The sequence below is a fragment of the Desulfolutivibrio sulfodismutans DSM 3696 genome (assembly GCF_013376455.1).
GTDB lineage: Bacteria > Desulfobacterota > Desulfovibrionia > Desulfovibrionales > Desulfovibrionaceae > Desulfolutivibrio > Desulfolutivibrio sulfodismutans.
Window position 1 is genome coordinate 1,157,501 of sequence record NZ_CP045504.1, and the last position, 17,021, is coordinate 1,174,521.

At 63.6% G+C, this 17,021-nt stretch carries 11 protein-coding genes; 6 read left to right on the forward strand and 5 right to left on the reverse strand.

Annotation, left to right across the window (positions count from 1 at the left end):
• Positions 1 to 513 precede the first annotated feature (513 nt).
• On the forward strand, positions 514 to 1,854 hold the full coding sequence (locus GD606_RS05535) for a glycoside hydrolase family 18 protein (RefSeq protein ID WP_163303114.1): 1,341 nt from the start codon (positions 514 to 516) through the stop codon (positions 1,852 to 1,854).
• Positions 1,855 to 1,871: 17 nt separating this feature from the next.
• On the opposite strand, the gene asnS is transcribed toward GD606_RS05535, so the two are convergent.
• Positions 1,872 to 3,257 (reverse strand): asparagine--tRNA ligase, encoded by a 1,386-nt coding sequence (asnS, locus tag GD606_RS05540; RefSeq protein ID WP_163303113.1) that lies wholly within the window; start codon positions 3,255 to 3,257, stop codon positions 1,872 to 1,874.
• An 85-nt stretch (positions 3,258 to 3,342) separates the two neighbouring features.
• Entirely contained in the window at positions 3,343 to 3,828 is a 486-nt protein-coding gene (locus GD606_RS05545; RefSeq protein WP_163303112.1) for an L-2-amino-thiazoline-4-carboxylic acid hydrolase, read from the reverse strand.
• A gap of 172 nt (positions 3,829 to 4,000) precedes the next feature.
• Between GD606_RS05545 and ftsY the strand changes: the two genes are divergently transcribed.
• On the forward strand, positions 4,001 to 5,476 hold the full coding sequence (ftsY, locus tag GD606_RS05550; RefSeq protein WP_163303111.1) for a signal recognition particle-docking protein FtsY: 1,476 nt from the start codon (positions 4,001 to 4,003) through the stop codon (positions 5,474 to 5,476).
• Between the two features lie 302 nt (positions 5,477 to 5,778).
• Complete coding sequence (locus GD606_RS05555) at positions 5,779 to 6,162, forward strand: chemotaxis response regulator CheY (protein WP_163303110.1); 384 nt, start codon at positions 5,779 to 5,781, stop codon at positions 6,160 to 6,162.
• 91 nt (positions 6,163 to 6,253) lie between these two features.
• On the opposite strand, the gene GD606_RS05560 is transcribed toward GD606_RS05555, so the two are convergent.
• The 3 genes from GD606_RS05560 to carB form a co-directional block, all read right to left on the reverse strand.
• Complete coding sequence (locus tag GD606_RS05560; protein ID WP_163303109.1) at positions 6,254 to 6,508, reverse strand: hypothetical protein; 255 nt, start codon at positions 6,506 to 6,508, stop codon at positions 6,254 to 6,256.
• A gap of 89 nt (positions 6,509 to 6,597) precedes the next feature.
• On the reverse strand, positions 6,598 to 8,010 hold the full coding sequence (gene purF, locus GD606_RS05565) for an amidophosphoribosyltransferase (protein ID WP_163303108.1): 1,413 nt from the start codon (positions 8,008 to 8,010) through the stop codon (positions 6,598 to 6,600).
• A gap of 16 nt (positions 8,011 to 8,026) precedes the next feature.
• Positions 8,027 to 11,260, reverse strand: a complete 3,234-nt coding sequence (gene carB / locus GD606_RS05570) for a carbamoyl-phosphate synthase large subunit (RefSeq protein ID WP_163303107.1) — start codon at positions 11,258 to 11,260, stop codon at positions 8,027 to 8,029.
• Between the two features lie 346 nt (positions 11,261 to 11,606).
• Between carB and GD606_RS05575 the strand changes: the two genes are divergently transcribed.
• The 3 genes from GD606_RS05575 to ileS all read left to right on the forward strand — a co-directional run bounded on the left by GD606_RS05575 (position 11,607) and on the right by ileS (position 17,019).
• Positions 11,607 to 13,196 carry a Na/Pi symporter gene (locus GD606_RS05575; RefSeq protein WP_176629228.1) on the forward strand — a complete coding sequence of 530 codons (1,590 nt, stop codon included), beginning with the start codon at positions 11,607 to 11,609 and terminating at the stop codon, positions 13,194 to 13,196.
• A gap of 101 nt (positions 13,197 to 13,297) precedes the next feature.
• Positions 13,298 to 13,573: a hypothetical protein gene (locus tag GD606_RS05580; protein ID WP_163303105.1), complete on the forward strand. Its 276-nt coding sequence runs from the start codon at positions 13,298 to 13,300 to the stop codon at positions 13,571 to 13,573.
• 611 nt (positions 13,574 to 14,184) lie between these two features.
• Complete coding sequence (gene ileS / locus GD606_RS05585; protein WP_163303104.1) at positions 14,185 to 17,019, forward strand: isoleucine--tRNA ligase; 2,835 nt, start codon at positions 14,185 to 14,187, stop codon at positions 17,017 to 17,019.
• Positions 17,020 to 17,021 lie beyond the last annotated feature (2 nt).

Below are 17,021 nucleotides of genomic sequence, written 5' to 3' on the forward strand. Positions count from 1 at the left end.
CGCCCCCAAATGCCCCGCCCCCTCTGCTCTCCCTTCCGGGCCATGAAAAACGGGCCGGGAAAGCACCTGTCCGGCCCTCTCAAGCACCCCCTCCTTCCCAGGGTCGATCACAAAACAGCCGTTCTCTTCCTGTGAACCCATCCGTTTCGACGGGACAGAACCTGACCGAACCGGTCAGCATCAGGTGGCCCGCCATTTGCCGTGCCGCCACGCCGATCCTGCGGGGTGATCCCCAACCGCAGGGCCGGTGACGCCCCTCCGAGGAACAAACGCCCTTGTTTACCACCTGGCCATGCCGAACCAGCAGGGTAGTCCACAAACGCTGGACTGAGAATGCCCTTCCATGGAGCATACGTCCCGGTATTCCATGAATTCTGGAGCCCCTGATCCGCCCATGACATGAACCTGATGAATTACAAGACTATCTTCTATCTGTCCGACTGGCTCCCCTTTTGCACCATCTCTCCCCCGGGACACGTCCCCATTAACAACGGCGTATCAGGGAGAACATGCATGGCGGGTTCATCGACCAATCGGGCGGGACGTCTGCTCCTCGGAGATCGGTTTCTTCTGGCCCTGGCCCTTCTCTGCTGCCTGTCTGCGCCTGTCCACGCCGGGAGCTTCAACTCCCGCATCGTGGGCTATTTCGTCCAATGGGGCATCTATGCCCGCGATTACGAGCCCGCCGACATTCCGGCCCAAAGCCTGACCCACATCAATTACGCCTTCATGGCCGTCAATGCCGAAACCGGCCAGATCTCTTCCTATGATGCCTGGGCCGACCTCCAGAAGGTCTTCGCGGCCAAAAACGGGCTTCCGGCCCAAACCTGGGATCAGTCCGCAGCCAATCTGGCCGGGAATTTCGGACGCCTGCGCGATCTCAAGGCCCTGCATTCCCACTTGAAAGTGCTTCTCTCGGTGGGTGGCTGGACCTTGTCCGGCCCCTTTCCGACCGTGGCCGCCGACGCGGCCAAGCGTCAGGCCTTTGCCGCATCGGCCGCCGACTGGGTCTCCGGACAAGGCTTCGACGGCATCGACATCGACTGGGAATATCCGTCCCTGGCCGACCGGGACAATTTCTCGGCGCTCATCAAGGCCACCCGTCAGGCCCTTGACGCCAAGGGACTGGCCGACGGCAAGACGTATCTTCTCACCGTGGCCGCACCGGCCGGGCCGTCCAACATGGCCGTGTGGGACTTGGCGCGTCTAGCCCCGTCCCTCGACTGGTTCAACATCATGACCTACGACTACCATGGCGGCTGGGACGCCACGACCGGCCATCTGGCCCCGCTTTACGAGAATCCGGCCGATCCCGCCGCCGACCGGGCCACATGGAACGCCGACTGGGCCGTGCAAGCCTACCTGGCGGGCGGGGTTCCGGCCCAAAAGATCCACCTCGGCATCCCTTTTTACGGCCGGTCCTGGGAGGCCGTCCCAGCCACGGACAACGGCCTGTTCCAATCCGGACAGGCCGGGCCGAACCTGGGGGTGGCCGGAAACTGGGAGAATGGGGTTTTGGACTACTGGAAGGCGATGGACATTGCCCGGGACGGGAACCACGCCGTCAACTTCGACGCGGCCGCGCGGGCGTCCTTCATCTACGGCGCGAACCTGTCATCGGGACTTGCTTCCGGCGGGCTGTTCGTGACCTTCGAAAACACGGCCTCCCTGTCCGAAAAACTGGCCCTGGCCAAAACCCTGGGCCTTGGCGGGGTCATGTTCTGGGAGCTCTCCGGAGACGTGCGCGACGTGACGGACGCCGACAGCCTGCTTGGACTCATGGCCCGGACCTTCACGACGGACGACGCCGCCATGTCCATGCCCTGGCTCATGCTCCTGCTCGACGAGTCCTGATCACGCGGCCGTCCCGATCAGAACTCCAGGTGGCGGTAGGTGCGGGGAAAGGGGATCACGTCGCGGATGTTCGTTATCCCGGTCAACAGCATCAGCAGCCGCTCGAACCCCAGTCCGAAACCGGCGTGGGGCACGCTGCCGAAACGCCGCAGATCCAGGTACCACCAATAATCGTCCATGGTCAGCCCCAGTTCGGCCACCCGGGCCTCAAGCACGTCCAGGCGTTCCTCGCGGGCGCTGCCGCCGATGATCTCCCCGATCCCCGGAACCAACACGTCCATGGCCGCCACGGTCCGGCCATCGTCGTTTTGGCGCATGTAAAAGGCCTTGATCTCCTTGGGATAATCAAAAACGACGACCGGCCCGCGAAAATGGACCTCGGTCAGGTACCGTTCGTGCTCGCTTTGCAGGTCCAGCCCGAACCCCACCGGATACGCGAACTCCCGGCCGCACCCGGACAGGATCTTCACCGCCTCGCCGTACGGCAGGCGCACGAAGGGCCGGTCCCGGATGTTTCCAAGCCGCCCGGGCAGTTCCTTGTCCACAAAGGACGCGAAAAGCTCCACGTCCTCGGCGCAGCGGGTCAGCACCGCGTCCGTCAACGACTTGAGCAACGCCTCGCCCAGGTCCATGTCGTCGACCAGGTCGGCAAAGGCCATCTCCGGTTCGAGCATCCAGAACTCGGCCGCATGACGCGACGTGTCGGAATGCTCGGCCCGAAACGTCGGCCCGAACGTGTACACGTCCCCCAACGAACAGGCGAAGACCTCGGCGGCCAACTGGCCGGACACGGTCAGGTAGGCGTCCTTGCCGAAAAAATCCCGGGCCGTCCGCTCGGCCGCAGTCAATCCAGCCGCTTCCTGCGCCCCAAGCGAGGTCACCCGGAACATCTCGCCCGCCCCCTCGCAATCCGAACCCGTCAAAATGGGCGAATGCACATAGGCGAACCCCCGGGCATGGAAAAACTCATGGATGGCGAAGGACATCTCCGAGCGAATCCGAAACAGCGCCCCATATTTGTTGGTGCGTGGCCGCAGATGGGCGATGGTGCGCAGAAATTCGTCCGAATGGCGCTTTTTCTGGAGCGGATAGGATTCCTGGTCTGCCGCGCCGATCAACTCCACCGAGGCGGCCCGCAACTCCCAGCGCTGCCCCTTGCCCGGCGAGGCGACCAGTTCCCCGCGCACGGCCACGGCCGATCCCACGCCCATATCCTTTAGAAGGGCGTAGCCGTCCATGCCCACGTCGGCCACCACCTGGATGTTGGCCCGGCAGGAGCCGTCGTTCACCTCAAGAAAGGAAACATCCTTGGCGTCGCGACGCGTGCGCACCCAGCCCTTGACGAGAATGTCGGCCCGCCCGGCGTCGCCGCGCAGGGCCTCAATGATCTTGGTCCGTTTCATGCGGCCACTCTCCCACGACCCGCCCCGCCAAGGCAAGGCCTTGGCGGCGGCGCGGGGAAGGAGAATCGGGGCTGCCGCTCCGCGCCTAATCGCGCCAGGTGAAGCGGAACAGGCAGGCCTCGGCCCCCTCGCCGATGGTGCAGGGCCGGTCGAATTCCAGGGCCGGGTGGTAGGCGGCGGCGAACGGCGCGTCCCGGGCGCAAGACAGGAGGGGAAGAAGTTCGGGCGGGATGCCCATGGCCCGGTAGGCCTCGACGTACAGGCAGCGCGTGACGGAGAAGGTCAGGACGCTATCGGTGTCGTGGACATGCTCGATGGTCAGGGCCCCGCCGTGCTTCCAGATGGCGAGGATAGTCTTGAAGTGCTCGAAACACGGCCCCTTGGGGGCCATGGCGGCAAAGGCCCGCCCGGCCTCGGCGGCGGCCGTCTCCACGGCTCGGGCCACGGTGGCCAGGGCCTTTTCCCGTCCGTCGGCCTCGCGGGTCGTCTCATAGACCTGCCAAAGCATCTGGGCCTCGATCATGCGCCGCGCCAAAAGCGGCACCTCGCGCGTCACATCGGAAAAATCCATGCCTGCCTCCATGATATCGTTCGTGGTCGACCCGCCCCGGTCAATCCTGTCCGGTTGCTTCCCGGGCCTTGAACATATAGAGTGCCGCCGACTTAAAAAATCATACACAGCGCGCTTGCCGCGCATTGCCGCTGGCTGGCGCAACGGGCCGCATCGGAAAGGACGAAAGCATATGGGTTTTTTCTCCAAAATAAAACGCCTGTGGAAGAAACCGGATCAGGAGGCCGCGCCGGTCGCCGAGACCAGGGAAATCGAGGATGACGGAATCGCCGCCGCCAGCGACGCCGCAGACGCCCTACAGGCAGCCGTCGTCACGAAGGCCGCATCCGTCACCGCGCCCCCCGAGGCCCCGGAAGCTCTCGCCGCACCGCTGGCGCAAACACCGATCCCCGCCACGGCCCCGCCTGCCGCGACGACGCCCCGGGCGGCCCAGGCCGCACCCGATACGGACGCGCCCTGGCGCAACCAATTGGTTCTGGCCCTGCGCGAGGCCGAGCCGAGGCTGTCGGTCTGGCTGTCCCTGGTCCTCACCGACGTGGACCGGGCCGGGCCCCTTTTGTGGGAACGGCTGGCCTTTCTGTTTTCGTGCCTGGACGCCCCGGCAGCCGAGGCGCAGACCTTTGTCGACCAGTTTCGCAAATGGCTCACGGACATGGAATACGACGCGGTGGAGGAGTTCCGCTCGGAACTCCAATACCGCCTGGCCCTGGCGCTCGACCTGGAGGACGAGGAGGACGAGCGCAACCGGCTGTTCCTCAAGCTTTCCGAGAGCCTGGCCAAGACCAAGGAACAGATCGCCCGGCGCATCGACGGCCTTTTGGGCAGCCACAAAGTCATGGACGCGGCCTTTTGGGAGGAATTCGAGGAAATCCTGATCATGGCCGACCTGGGCTACGAACCCACGGCCAAGCTGCTGGAGATTTTGAAAGACCGGGTGCGCAAGTCCGGCGAGACCGATCCGGCCAGATTCCGGGAGATCCTTCGCGAGGAACTGTCCGCCATATTTACGCCCCAAAAGACCATCCGGGCCGTCAACCCGCCCGAGGTGGTCATGATCATCGGGGTCAACGGCGTGGGCAAGACCACCACCATCGCCAAGCTGGCCCACCGGGCCAGCCTCCAGGGCAAAAAAGTGCTCATCGCCGCCGGCGACACCTTCCGGGCGGCCGCCATCGACCAGCTCAAAATCTGGGCCGACCGGGTGGGGGCCATCTTCTACGCCAAGGGCGAAAACGCCGACCCGGCGGCCGTGGCCTACGAGGCCATGGACCGGGCCATCGCCGAGGGCTGCGACATCATGTTCCTGGACACGGCGGGTCGTCTGCACACCAAGGCCAACCTCATGGAGGAGCTCAAAAAAATCAAACGGGTGCTGGGCAAGAAACATCCCGGCGCGCCGCACCGCTGCGTCCTGGTGCTCGACGCCACCACCGGCCAGAACGCCCTGTCCCAGACCAAACTTTTCAACGAGGCCGTGGACCTGGACGAGATCATCCTGACCAAGCTCGACGGCACGGCCAAGGGCGGGGTGATCGTGGGCATCGCCCTGGAATACGGGCTGCCCATCACCTTTATCGGGCTCGGGGAGAAGATGGAGGATCTGCGGCCGTTTTCCGGGCAGGATTTCGCCCTGGCACTTCTGACCTGAGGGCCCGCCGCCCCACTGGGCTACGGGCGCCAAATTACGGACGGCGCGACATTTTGGGCCAGAGACGGTTTGCCAAAAACGTCCTCTCCGTATACAAGGCAAAAAAACAGAATGCGGACGGCCCGTTTTGTTTGCGAAAACCGGATTCATTGTGTTTGCATCGGCCGTGCAGGCCGCTTTTGAAAGGATAGAAAGGACTCGGGACAGCGGCAGGCTGATCCGGGACAGGATGAACCAGGGGATGCCGACCGCACGCGGCAGGCCCGAAAACGCGACACGAGAACATTCGGAGGACTTCGCGCATGCCTGCGGACAAAAACATGAGCATCCTGGTCGTCGACGACTTTTCCACCATGCGGCGCATCATCAAAAATATCCTGCGCCAGCTTGGCTTTTCGAACATCCATGAGGCCGACGACGGCACCACCGCCTGGGAAACGCTCAACAAAACCAAGATCGATTTCGTCATCTCCGACTGGAACATGCCCAACATGCCGGGCATCGAACTGTTGCGCAAGGTGCGCGGCAGCGAGGAATTCGCCAATCTGCCCTTTCTCATGGTCACGGCCGAGGCCCAACAGGAAAACATCATCGAGGCCGTCCAGGCCAAGGTGTCCAACTACATCGTCAAGCCGTTTACGGCCGAGACGCTGGGCCAGAAGATCGACAAGATTTTCGACAAGTAGTTTCGATCCTCGGCAAAACAATCGGGGCGCGAAACCATGCGGTTTCACGCCCCGTTTTTTTGTTTGCGCCCGGCCGGACCTTTGGCCCGTGCTACATGAAACTTTCCAAAAGCTTGGTCCCCACCCCCTCGGGCAGCCGTATCCGGCGTTCCTTCAGCACCCCGTCCAGAATCCGCCCCATCCACTCCCGGGACACGGCCAGCCGCTCGAAGGTCAGATAGGTGACGGCGTTTTCCCGAAAAAAGCCGTAGCCGTGGACCTCCACCAGCACGGGTTCGCGTTCGCCGGCCAACAGCACCTCGGCCCGGATGATCTTGGCCCTGGAATCGACGGTCAGATTGAACATATGGCTGATATCCTTCAAATAATGGCGTCCGGCGGCCGTCATGGTCTGGGAAAGGACGACGTCTCGAAAGACGCCTGCCAGCCCCGCTCCTACCACGAAAGGGCCACGCTGTCCTCGAGGCACATCTTCATGCCCTCGGCGCAGGGGGCGATGGGATATTTGCCGTCGAAACAGGCCAGGCAAAACCGGGATTCGTCCGGACTGGAATTGACCGAGGCCAAAAGCCCCTCGATACTCAAATAGTGCAGACTGTCCAGGCCGATGAACCGGGCGATCTCCTCCACCTTGTTATGGGCCGCGATAAGCTCACCCTTGGAGGAGAAGTCGATGCCGTAGAAACAGGGATGGCGGATGGCCGGACAGGAGACCCGCATGTGGATCTCCCGCGCGCCCAGTTCGCGCAGCTTTTTCACCCGGGTGCGGATGGTGGTGCCGCGCACGATGGAGTCCTCGACGATGATGATGCGCTTATCCTTGATCATCTGGCGCACGGGATTGAGCTTCACCCGCACGCTGAAATCGCGCATGTCCTGGGAGGGCTGGATGAAGGTGCGGCCCACGTAGTGGTTGCGGATCATGGTGCTCTCAAACGGCAGCCCCGAGGCCTGGGAATAGCCGATGGCCGCATACACGCCGGAGTCCGGGAAGGGCATGACGTAGTCGGCGTCAACCGGGGCCTCGTTGGCCAGGGTGATGCCCATCTGCTTGCGGCGCAGGTAGACCACCTCGCCGAAGACCTCGGAGTCGGGACGGGCGAAATAGACCAACTCGAAGATGCACTGCTTGGTGGGCTGGGGTTCCCCCAGGCGAAACGACTGCAGGCACTTGTCCTGGATGACGAGCATCTCCCCGGGTTCGATGGGCCGGATGATCTCGGCCTCGATGAGGTCGAAGGCGCAGGTCTCCGAGGCCAGGACGTAGTTGTCGCCCAGGCGGCCCAGCATAAGCGGCCGCACGCCGTGGGGGTCGCGCAGGGCGATCATCTTGTTGTTGGCCAGAAGGATCAGGGAATAGGCCCCGCGCACCTTGGAGCAGGCCTTGATGACCGCCTCCTCCATAGTGCCGCCGTTCAAATACTTGGCGATGAGGTGGACAAAGACCTCGGAGTCGATAGTGGTCTGGAAGATGGAGCCGGTCTGTTCCAGTTCGCGGCGCAGTTCCAGGGCGTTGACCAGGTTGCCGTTGTGGGCGATGGCCAGGTTCATGTTGCCGAAGCGCACCAGAAAGGGTTGGCAGTTGCGCAAAAGCGAGGCCCCGGCCGTGGAATAGCGCAGATGCCCCACGGCGATGCTCCCCTTGAGCTCCTTGCCCAGATGGCGTTCGTTGAACACGTCGGCCACCAGCCCCATGCCCTTCTGCTCACGAATGGTCGTGCCGTCCCAGGTGACGATGCCCGCGCTCTCCTGGCCCCGGTGCTGCAGGGCGTAAAGGCCGAAATAGGTCATGCGCGCGGCCTCGGGATGGCCGTAGATGCCGAACAGTCCGCAGTATTCTTTTTTCATCGAAACGTCCCGGCGGTTAGACCGCCCCGTAGTATTCCTGAATGCTTTTCACGCCAAGTCCCTGGCCGCACAGCTCGCGGATGGCCTGGATGGCGGCCATGGCCCCGGCCGCCGTGGTCACGTAGGGGACATTGTAGAGAAGCGCCGTCTGCCGGATGGCCATGGAGTCGCGCACGGTGCGCTTGCCTTCCATGATGTTGACGACCATGGCGATATCGCCGTTTTTGATGTGGTCCACCACATGGGGCCGGTGTTCGGACACCTTGCGCACCTCGCGGGCCGGGATGCCCTTGGCGTTGAAATAGGCGGCGGTGCCCTTGGTGGCCAGGATCTCGAATCCGGCCTCGTGAAAGAGCTCGGCAGCAGGCAAAAGCGGCCCCTTGTTTTCGTCATTGATGGAGATGAACACCTTCCCCGACGACGGCAACACCTGCCCGGCCGCCAACTGGCTTTTCATGAAGGCCTGTCCGAAGGAGGCGTCCACGCCCATGACCTCGCCCGTGGAACGCATCTCCGGCCCGAGAAGCACATCCACCCCTGGGAAGCGGTTGAACGGAAACACCGATTCCTTGACCGAAACATGCCCGGTCTTGCGCATGGACCAGGGATCAAGCACTTTGAGCGGAACGCCCATGATGACCTTGGTGGCCAGCTTGGCCAGGGGGACGCCCGTGGCCTTGGACACGAAGGGGGCCGTGCGCGAGGCCCGGGGGTTGACCTCCAGGATAAAGATCTCGCCGTCTTTGACCGCGAACTGGATGTTCATGAGCCCCACCACCTGGAGCTCCCGGGCCAGGGCCACGGTCTGCCGCTCGATCTCGGCCACGATCTCCGGGGGCAGGGCGTGCGGCGGCAAGACGCAGGCCGAATCGCCGGAGTGGATGCCCGCCTCCTCGATATGCTCCATGATCCCGGCAACATAGGTGTCTGTTCCATCGGACAGGGCGTCCACGTCCACTTCCGTGGCATGCACCAGGAACTTGTCGATCAGGATGGGATGCTCCCCGGAAACCACCACGGCCTTGGCGAAATAGTCCACCAGATCGGCCTCGTCGTAGACGATCTCCATGGCCCGGCCGCCCAGTACGTAGGACGGCCGCACCACCACGGGATAGCCGATGTCGTCGGCGATGCGCGCGGCCTGCTCCACGGACAGGGCCGTGCCGTTAGCCGGCTGCTTGAGCGCAAGCTTCTGCAGAAGGGCCTGGAAACGCTCCCGGTCCTCAGCCCGGTCGATGCTGTCCGGCGACGTGCCCAGGATGTTCACCCCGGCCTTTAAAAGCGGCACGGCAAGATTCAGCGGCGTCTGGCCGCCGAACTGGACGATGACCCCCTCGGGCTTTTCGAATTCGATGATGGACATGACGTCCTCGAAGGTCAACGGCTCGAAGTACAGCCTGTCCGAGGTGTCGTAGTCCGTGCTCACGGTCTCGGGGTTGGAGTTGACCATGATGGATTCCACGCCCATCTCACGCAGGGCATAGGAGGCGTGGCAGCAGCAGTAGTCGAACTCGATGCCCTGGCCGATGCGGTTGGGGCCGCCGCCCAGGATGACAACCTTGCGCTTGTCCGAGATGGCCAGTTCCTGGCCGGACTCGTAGGTCGAATAATAATACGGGGTGTAGGCCTCGAACTCCGCCGCGCAGGTGTCGACCAGATAGTAGGTGGGCTTTATCCCGAACTTTTGCCGCAGGGCCCGGACCTCCAGGGCGGTCAGGTTCCAGGCGGCGGCCAGTTGCGGATCGGAGAAGCCGAACTTCTTGGCCGTCGCCAGCATCTCCCGGCAGGCGTCGTCGGCAGCGGCCACATGCTCCCGGGGGAAGGCCCGAAGCGCGGTCTCCATGTCCACGATTTCCTTGATCTGGCGCAGAAACCAGGGATCGACCCAGGTGGCCTCGAAGATGTCTTCCAGGCTTATGCCGGACAAGATGGCGTGGCGGATGTCCAGGATGCGCGTGGAATGGGGCCGACGCATGCGGGCCAGGAGCGTCTCCCGGTCGGGAATTTTCCCGCCCAGGAGCTTGCCCAGGCCGGGCAGGCCCGTCTCCAGGGAGCGCAGGCCCTTTTGCAGGGCCTCCTTGAAGGTGCGGCCGATGCTCATGGCCTCGCCCACGCTTTTCATGGAGGTGGTCAGGTAGTCCTCGGAGCCGGGGAACTTCTCGAAGGTGAACCGGGGGATCTTGACCACGCAGTAGTCGATGGTGGGCTCAAACGAGGCCATGGTCTCCCGGGTGATGTCGTTGGGAATCTCGTCCAGGGTATAGCCCACGGCCAGCTTGGCCGCGATCTTGGCGATGGGGAATCCCGTAGCCTTGGAGGCCAGGGCCGAGGACCGGGACACCCGGGGGTTCATCTCAATGACCACCATCTCCCCGGTTTTGGGGTTGATGGCGAACTGCACGTTGGAGCCGCCGGTCTCCACGCCGATCTCGCCCATGATGGCGATGGCCGCGTCGCGCATACGCTGGTATTCGTCGTCGGTCAGGGTCTGGGCCGGGGCCACGGTGATGGAGTCGCCGGTATGCACGCCCATGGGGTCGAGGTTTTCGATGGAGCAGATGATGACGCAGTTGTTGTTTTTGTCGCGCATCACCTCCAGTTCGAATTCCTTCCAGCCCAGGATCGACTCCTCCAGCATGACCTCGCTTTTCATGCTGGCGGCCAGTCCCCGCCCGGCGATCGCCTCCAGGTCTTCCATATTATAGGCCACGCCGCCGCCGGTGCCGCCCATGGTGAAGGCCGGGCGCACGATGATGGGGAAGGGGATCATGCCCCCCCACTTCCGCACGTCGTCCGGGGTGCGGCAGATGCCGCTTCTGGGGATTTTCAGGCCGATGTTGTCCATGGCCTGGCAGAAAAGCTCCCGGGACTCGGCCTTCTTGATGACGTCAAGCGACGCCCCCACAAGCTCCACCCCAAGGCGCTTGAGCACGCCGGACTCGGCCAGGGCCACGGCGGTGTTCAGGGCCGTCTGGCCGCCAAGCGTCGGCAACAGGGCGTCCGGACGCTCACGCTCAAGAATCCGGGCCACGGTGTCCGGCTCGATGGGCTCGATGTAGGTGCGGTCGGCCAGTTCCGGATCGGTCATGATGGTGGCCGGATTGGAATTGACCAAAACGACCTCGTAGCCCTCTTCCTTGAGGGCCTTGGTGGCCTGGGAGCCGGAATAGTCGAACTCGCAGGCCTGGCCGATGACGATGGGCCCGGAGCCGATGATCATGATTTTTTTGATGTCTGTCCGTTTGGGCATAGCGAAATGGGGGGGGTTAGAAGGTCGGGGAAATCACGTGCGACGCGCTAGGCAATAAGCGATTCCGCCCCGGCGGGCAAGCGGTTTGGGAACCCCGGCCGGAGGGGCTTTCCGGCCTTTCGGGCTTTGCCGCATGGGGCTTGCGGGAAACTCCCGGCTCCAGCCCCCCCCCGACGGCACTTCGCCATTCGGGCCGACCCATTCTTGACGCCGCCCCGGCTCGCCGTTACTACCCGGGCAGCATTCGAAAAACCCATGCCCGGCCCGCAACGCGGTCCCCACTCTGGAGTCAGACGCCCATGTTCCACGTCATCGTCGGCTTCCTCGGGGGATGGGTCTTTTTTTCATGGGCCTCAAGCTCTCCGGGGACGGGGTGCGGGCCATCGTCGGCAACCGGTTCCGATCCCTTTTCCGCACCTGGACCCGGACCCGCGCCACCGGGCTCTGCACCGGATTCGCCGCCGGACTGGCCTTCCAGTCCACCTCGGCCATCTCACTGCTTTTGGCCAGCTTCGTCGGGGCCGGAACCATAAACGCCATCCAGGCCCTGCCGGTCATGGCCGGGGCCAACATCGGGTCGGCCTTCCTGGTGCTCATGGCCGTTTTGGACATCCGCGTCCTGGCCCTTTGCCTGCTCGGCGTCTCGGGGCTGATCATCACCTTTGAAAGACCCCTGCGCTTCGTCCACGCCGCCAGCATCTTTTTCGGCGTGGGGCTTTTGCTCTTCGGATTGGGCATCGTGCGCACCAGTTGCGCCCCCCTGGCCGAGACGGAGTGGTTTCGGGCCTTCGTGTCCAGCCAGGGCATGCCCCTGCCCTTTTATCTGCTCATCGGCATGGCCGCCTGCCTGCTCCTGCAAACGTCGGCCGGGGTGTCCATCCTGTCCATCACCCTGGCCGCCTCGGGCATCATGGACGGCGACGACGCCCTGGCGGTCATTTTCGGAAGCCTCTTCGGATCAAGTGTGCTCAGCCGCTTCTACGCCATCCAGCTCAAGGGGCAGCGCAAGCTTTTAGTCATGGGGCAGGTGCTTTTCAACGTCGTGGGGCTTGGCATCTTCCTGCCGCCGTTTTTCATCGAGCACTACACCGGCCTGCCGCTGCTTCTCAAGCCGCTGGCCGCCATCTTTCCCGACCTGCCCGAGCGCCTGACGGCCATCAACATCGCCTTCGACACCCTGTCCGCCCTGGTGGTGACGGCGGGGCTGCCCGTCTACCACCGCCTGCTGTCCCGCCTGTGCCCCGACGAAACCGGCAGCCTGGACGGCCTGGCCTACGCCCGGGAACTGGCCCACGTCTCGCCGGAGACGGCCCTTGCCCTCATCAACAAGGAGCAGACCCGCCTGGGCGTCCACCTGCCGGGGTTCACCGCCTCCCTGCGCCGGGCCATCGACCGCTGCGAGGGGTGCGACGTGCGCGGGCTGTCGCGCGACGGCATGAACCTGCTTGCCCAGATCGACGGCTGCCTGCTGGAGCTGGTCACCCGGGGCCGGGCCGACGGCATCGCCTCGGAAGTGGCCCTGCTTCAAGACATCCAGGGAGTGCTGCGGGCCCTGTTCGATGGTCTGGCCCAGCTTGTGTCCGGGCTCGACGCCAGGACCGTCTCCCCGGGGATGGCCCGCCTGCGCGAGATGCTCCTGGCGGCCCTGGACGCCCTGCTGTTGCAGGTTCGGGATGTCCTGCCCGGGACCGACCCCGAGGACTGGGAGCTGCTTTTGACTACGCTCAAAGACCGCGAAAACGTGATGGCCGGGCTGCGCGCCCAATATCTCACGGGAACCCAGGCCCTGCCTCCAGAGGACCAGTGGCGTTTTTTGCAGGCATCGGGGCTTTTTGAACGCTGCGTGTGGCTGTTGCGCCAGTTGGTCCGGCAGGAGCACCGCTTCCTGATCGCGATGGGCGACATGACGGGATGCGACACGACAGTTGCCGGGTGAAACGGCGTTGCATCTCCCCCGTCGGAGTCTCCTCCCGGCCCCAAACCGCTACGTAGCGGCCACTTCTTGACATCCCCTTCGTTCGTGCGCATGGTGGCCCCATGACACTCTTGTTCGACGATACGAAAAAGCTGGAAAAAGCCCTTGGCCCGGAAGCGGCCGAGGTTATCGCCAAGATTTTTGAAACCAGGGACGAGGCCATCCAAAAGGAATCGGCCACAAAGCACGACATTGCCCTGATCCAAAAAGATATTGCGCTGCTGCGTTCCGACGTGGAAACCAAACTGGCCCAGACCAAGGCCGAAATCATCAAGTGGGTGGCCGGGATGCTTGTGGCCCAGGCCGCGCTTATCGCCGCCCTGGTCAAACTGCTGTAGATTGATCCGCTGCCGTCCGCAATTCAGGCCCCGAAAGATTTCGGGGCTTTCTTTTTACGCGGCCTGCGGGGCGCCTGTGTTGAGTATGGTAAACAGGATGAGAGGTTTGACCGAGATGGCCCGGATTGTCTCCCTGCGGTTGCACAAGGTCATAATTTCAATATACTGCACACTTCTTTTCGGAATGCGACATTCGTTTGGAATGCTTTTCGGCTCTTCTTTCTTGTCCGTTCAAGAACACCATTGGCCATCTCGGCAATGTCGACGCGTGAAATGTGCTCAGGTGCCCCTTTCGCCATGGCAAATACTCGTTCTCCGCTTGTGCCGAGATTCGGTTCTTCTTTTCACAAGGCCCCAATTTATTCCGTTTCGCTCATAAATCGCCCTGGACCATGCCTGAACCTTTGGCTGACATGGAACGTGTGATCAATTCAACAGCCTGTCAAGGAACGTCAACGAATCGAAATTTCTTTCAACCTTTCGAATTGTGAGCAGGATTTGAGCGTGACGGCCGCCTGGCCCGATTTCTTGACTTCCCGCCCGGCTTCATCCATGTAACCGGTTTCCCATGCGCATTGCGCGGTTTTTCGAAACTCCCCCAAGGTGAATCCATGAGCGATTACAAAAAAACCCTGAACCTTCCGGCCACCTCCTTCCCCATGAAGGCCAATCTCAAGCAGAAAGAGCCGGAACTCCTGGACTTCTGGGCCAAGAGCGGCGCCTATGCCGCGATGGTCGCGGCCAGGGACGGCAAGCCCCGCTACGTCTTGCACGACGGACCGCCCTACGCCAACGGCCGCCTGCACATGGGCCACGCCTTAAATAAGATATTAAAGGATATCATCGTCAAATCCCGCCACATGGCCGGATACCAGGCCCCCTACGTGCCCGGCTGGGACTGCCACGGCCTGCCCATCGAGCACAAGGTCGAGCAGCAGCTCAAGGAAAAGGGGAAGACCGACCTGCCCGCCGTGGTCATCCGCAAGCTGTGCCGGGAATACGCCATGAAATTCGTGGACATCCAGCGCAAGGAGTTCAAACGGCTGGGGGTTTTCGGCGAATGGGACGATCCCTACCTGACCATGAAACCGGCCTACGAGTCGGCCACGGCCACGGTGCTGTGCGAATTCGTGGAGAACGGCGCCGTGGTGCGCGGCAAAAAGCCCATCCACTGGTGCATCTCCTGCAAGACCGCCCTGGCCGAGGCCGAGGTGGAATACGCCGACGAGAAATCGCCCTCGGTCTTCGTACGCTTCCCCCTGACCGACCCCAGGGCCGCGGCCGTCCTGCCCGGAGCTGATCCGGCGAACACCTACGCCGTCATCTGGACCACCACCCCCTGGACCCTGCCGGACAACATGGCCGTGGCCGTGCATCCGGACCTCGACTACGTGCTGGCAGCCGCCCCAGGCGGCCGCTATCTGGTCGCCAAGGAACTGCTGCCCGGGCTGGCCAAGCGCTTCGGCTGGGAGACCTTCGAGGTGCTGGCCGAGACCGCCGGGGCGTCCCTTGAGGGCCTCGTCGCCCGCCATCCCTTTTACGACCGGCCCTCGCCCCTGGTGCTCGGCGACCACGTCACCCTGGAGGCCGGAACGGGCCTGGTGCACACCGCCCCGGGCCATGGCCGCGAGGACTACGACGTGGGCATGCGCTACGGCCTGGACATCCTCTCGCCCATGGACGACTCGGGCCGGTTCCTGGACTCGGTGGAATTTTTCCGGGGCAAGGACGTGTTCGAGGCCAACCCCCTGGTCATCGAAAAGCTCAAGGAAGTCGGGCATCTCTTGGCCGAGTCCGGCATCTCCCACTCCTACCCCCACTGCTGGCGCTGCAAAAAGCCCGTGATCTTCCGGGCCACCACCCAGTGGTTCGTGTCCATGGAGAAAAACGACCTGCGCAAACGGGCGCTTTCCGCCATTGAAAACGACGTGGAATGGATTCCGGCCTGGGGCAAGGAGCGCATCCACAACATGATCTCCGGCCGCCCGGACTGGTGCATTTCCCGCCAACGCAACTGGGGCGTGCCCATCATCGCCCTGTTGTGCGCCTCCTGCGACGCCGCCTACAACGATCCGGCCTGGATGATGTCCATCGCCGAAAAGTTCGCCAACCACCCCCACGGCTGCGACTACTGGTTCGAGGCCCCCCTGGAGGACATCGTGCCCAAGGGGCTCACCTGCCCCCACTGCGGCGGCACGCACTGGGTGAAGGAGGACGACATCCTGGACGTGTGGTTCGACTCCGGCACAAGCTTCGCCGCCGTGCTCGAACAGCGTCCCGAGTGCCGCTTCCCGGCCGACATGTATCTCGAAGGTTCGGACCAGCACCGGGGCTGGTTCCACAGCTCGCTTCTGGCCTCCATCGGGGCCCGGGGCGTGGCCCCTTACCGCTCCGTCCTGACCCACGGCTACGTGGTGGACGGCGAGGGCCGCAAGATGTCCAAGTCCGTGGGCAACGTCATCTCCCCCCAGGAGATCATCGACAAGCACGGCGCGGAAATCCTGCGCATCTGGACTTCGGCCGTGGACTACCGCGACGACATCCGCATCTCCGACGAGATCGTCAACCGCATCGTCGAGGCCTACCGCCGCATCCGCAACACCTGCCGGTTCATCCTGGGCAACCTGGGCGGCTTCGCCCCGTCAGACGCCGTGACTCCGGAGGACATGCTGCCGCTGGACCGTTTCGCCCTGGATTCGGTCATCCGCGAGCACGACCGGATGTGCGCCGCCTACGAAAAATACGAATTCCACAAGGTCTTCCACGGCCTGCACAACCTGTGCATCACGGACTTAAGCGCCTTCTATCTGGACATCATCAAGGACCGGCTCTACGTCTCCGGGGAAAAAAGCCTGGAACGCCGCTCGGCCCAGACCGCGCTGTGGACCATCCTGACCCTCATGGTGCGGGACATGGCCCCCATCCTGTCGTTCACCGCCGAGGAGGTCTTCGGACACACCCCGCTTCCGCTTCGCGGCGACGCCGCCACGGTGTTTCTGGCGGAGGAGCCGGACCTCGCCCCCTGGCGGCTGGCCGACGCCGAGAGAACGCGCTTCGAGGGCGTGGCGGCGCTTCGCGGCGAGATCACCAAGGCCATCGAGCCCAGGCGCAAGGCCGGGGAGATCGGCCATTCCCTGGAGACCCGGGTGGAGGTCTTTTTGCCCGACGCCCTGGCCGACGAACTTGGCGATCTGTCCGGCATCGATCTGCGCGAAATCTGCATCGTCTCCCAGGTGACCGTGACCCGGGCGGACGCCGCCGCCATCCCGGACGACGCCTGGCGCAGCGAGGACATCCCCGGGCTTTGCGTCGCCGTGGCCAAGGCCGAGGGCGGCAAGTGCGCCCGGTGCTGGGTCGTGAGCGGGGAACTGGGAATAGACCCGAACCATCCGGAAATCTGTCCCCGGTGCGCTGCGGTTCTGCACCACTGCCAAGCCGCCTCCTGATT

Coding starts and splice junctions, on each gene's coding strand:
- GD606_RS05535 (WP_163303114.1), top strand. CDS start 514: ATGGCGGGTTCATCGACCAATCGGGCGGGACGTCTGCTCCTCGGAGAT.
- asnS (WP_163303113.1), bottom strand. CDS start 3,257: ATGAAACGGACCAAGATCATTGAGGCCCTGCGCGGCGACGCCGGGCGG.
- GD606_RS05545 (WP_163303112.1), bottom strand. CDS start 3,828: ATGGATTTTTCCGATGTGACGCGCGAGGTGCCGCTTTTGGCGCGGCGC.
- ftsY (WP_163303111.1), top strand. CDS start 4,001: ATGGGTTTTTTCTCCAAAATAAAACGCCTGTGGAAGAAACCGGATCAG.
- GD606_RS05555 (WP_163303110.1), top strand. CDS start 5,779: ATGCCTGCGGACAAAAACATGAGCATCCTGGTCGTCGACGACTTTTCC.
- GD606_RS05560 (WP_163303109.1), bottom strand. CDS start 6,508: ATGTTCAATCTGACCGTCGATTCCAGGGCCAAGATCATCCGGGCCGAG.
- purF (WP_163303108.1), bottom strand. CDS start 8,010: ATGAAAAAAGAATACTGCGGACTGTTCGGCATCTACGGCCATCCCGAG.
- carB (WP_163303107.1), bottom strand. CDS start 11,260: ATGCCCAAACGGACAGACATCAAAAAAATCATGATCATCGGCTCCGGG.
- GD606_RS05575 (WP_176629228.1), top strand. CDS start 11,607: ATGGGCCTCAAGCTCTCCGGGGACGGGGTGCGGGCCATCGTCGGCAAC.
- GD606_RS05580 (WP_163303105.1), top strand. CDS start 13,298: ATGACACTCTTGTTCGACGATACGAAAAAGCTGGAAAAAGCCCTTGGC.
- ileS (WP_163303104.1), top strand. CDS start 14,185: ATGAGCGATTACAAAAAAACCCTGAACCTTCCGGCCACCTCCTTCCCC.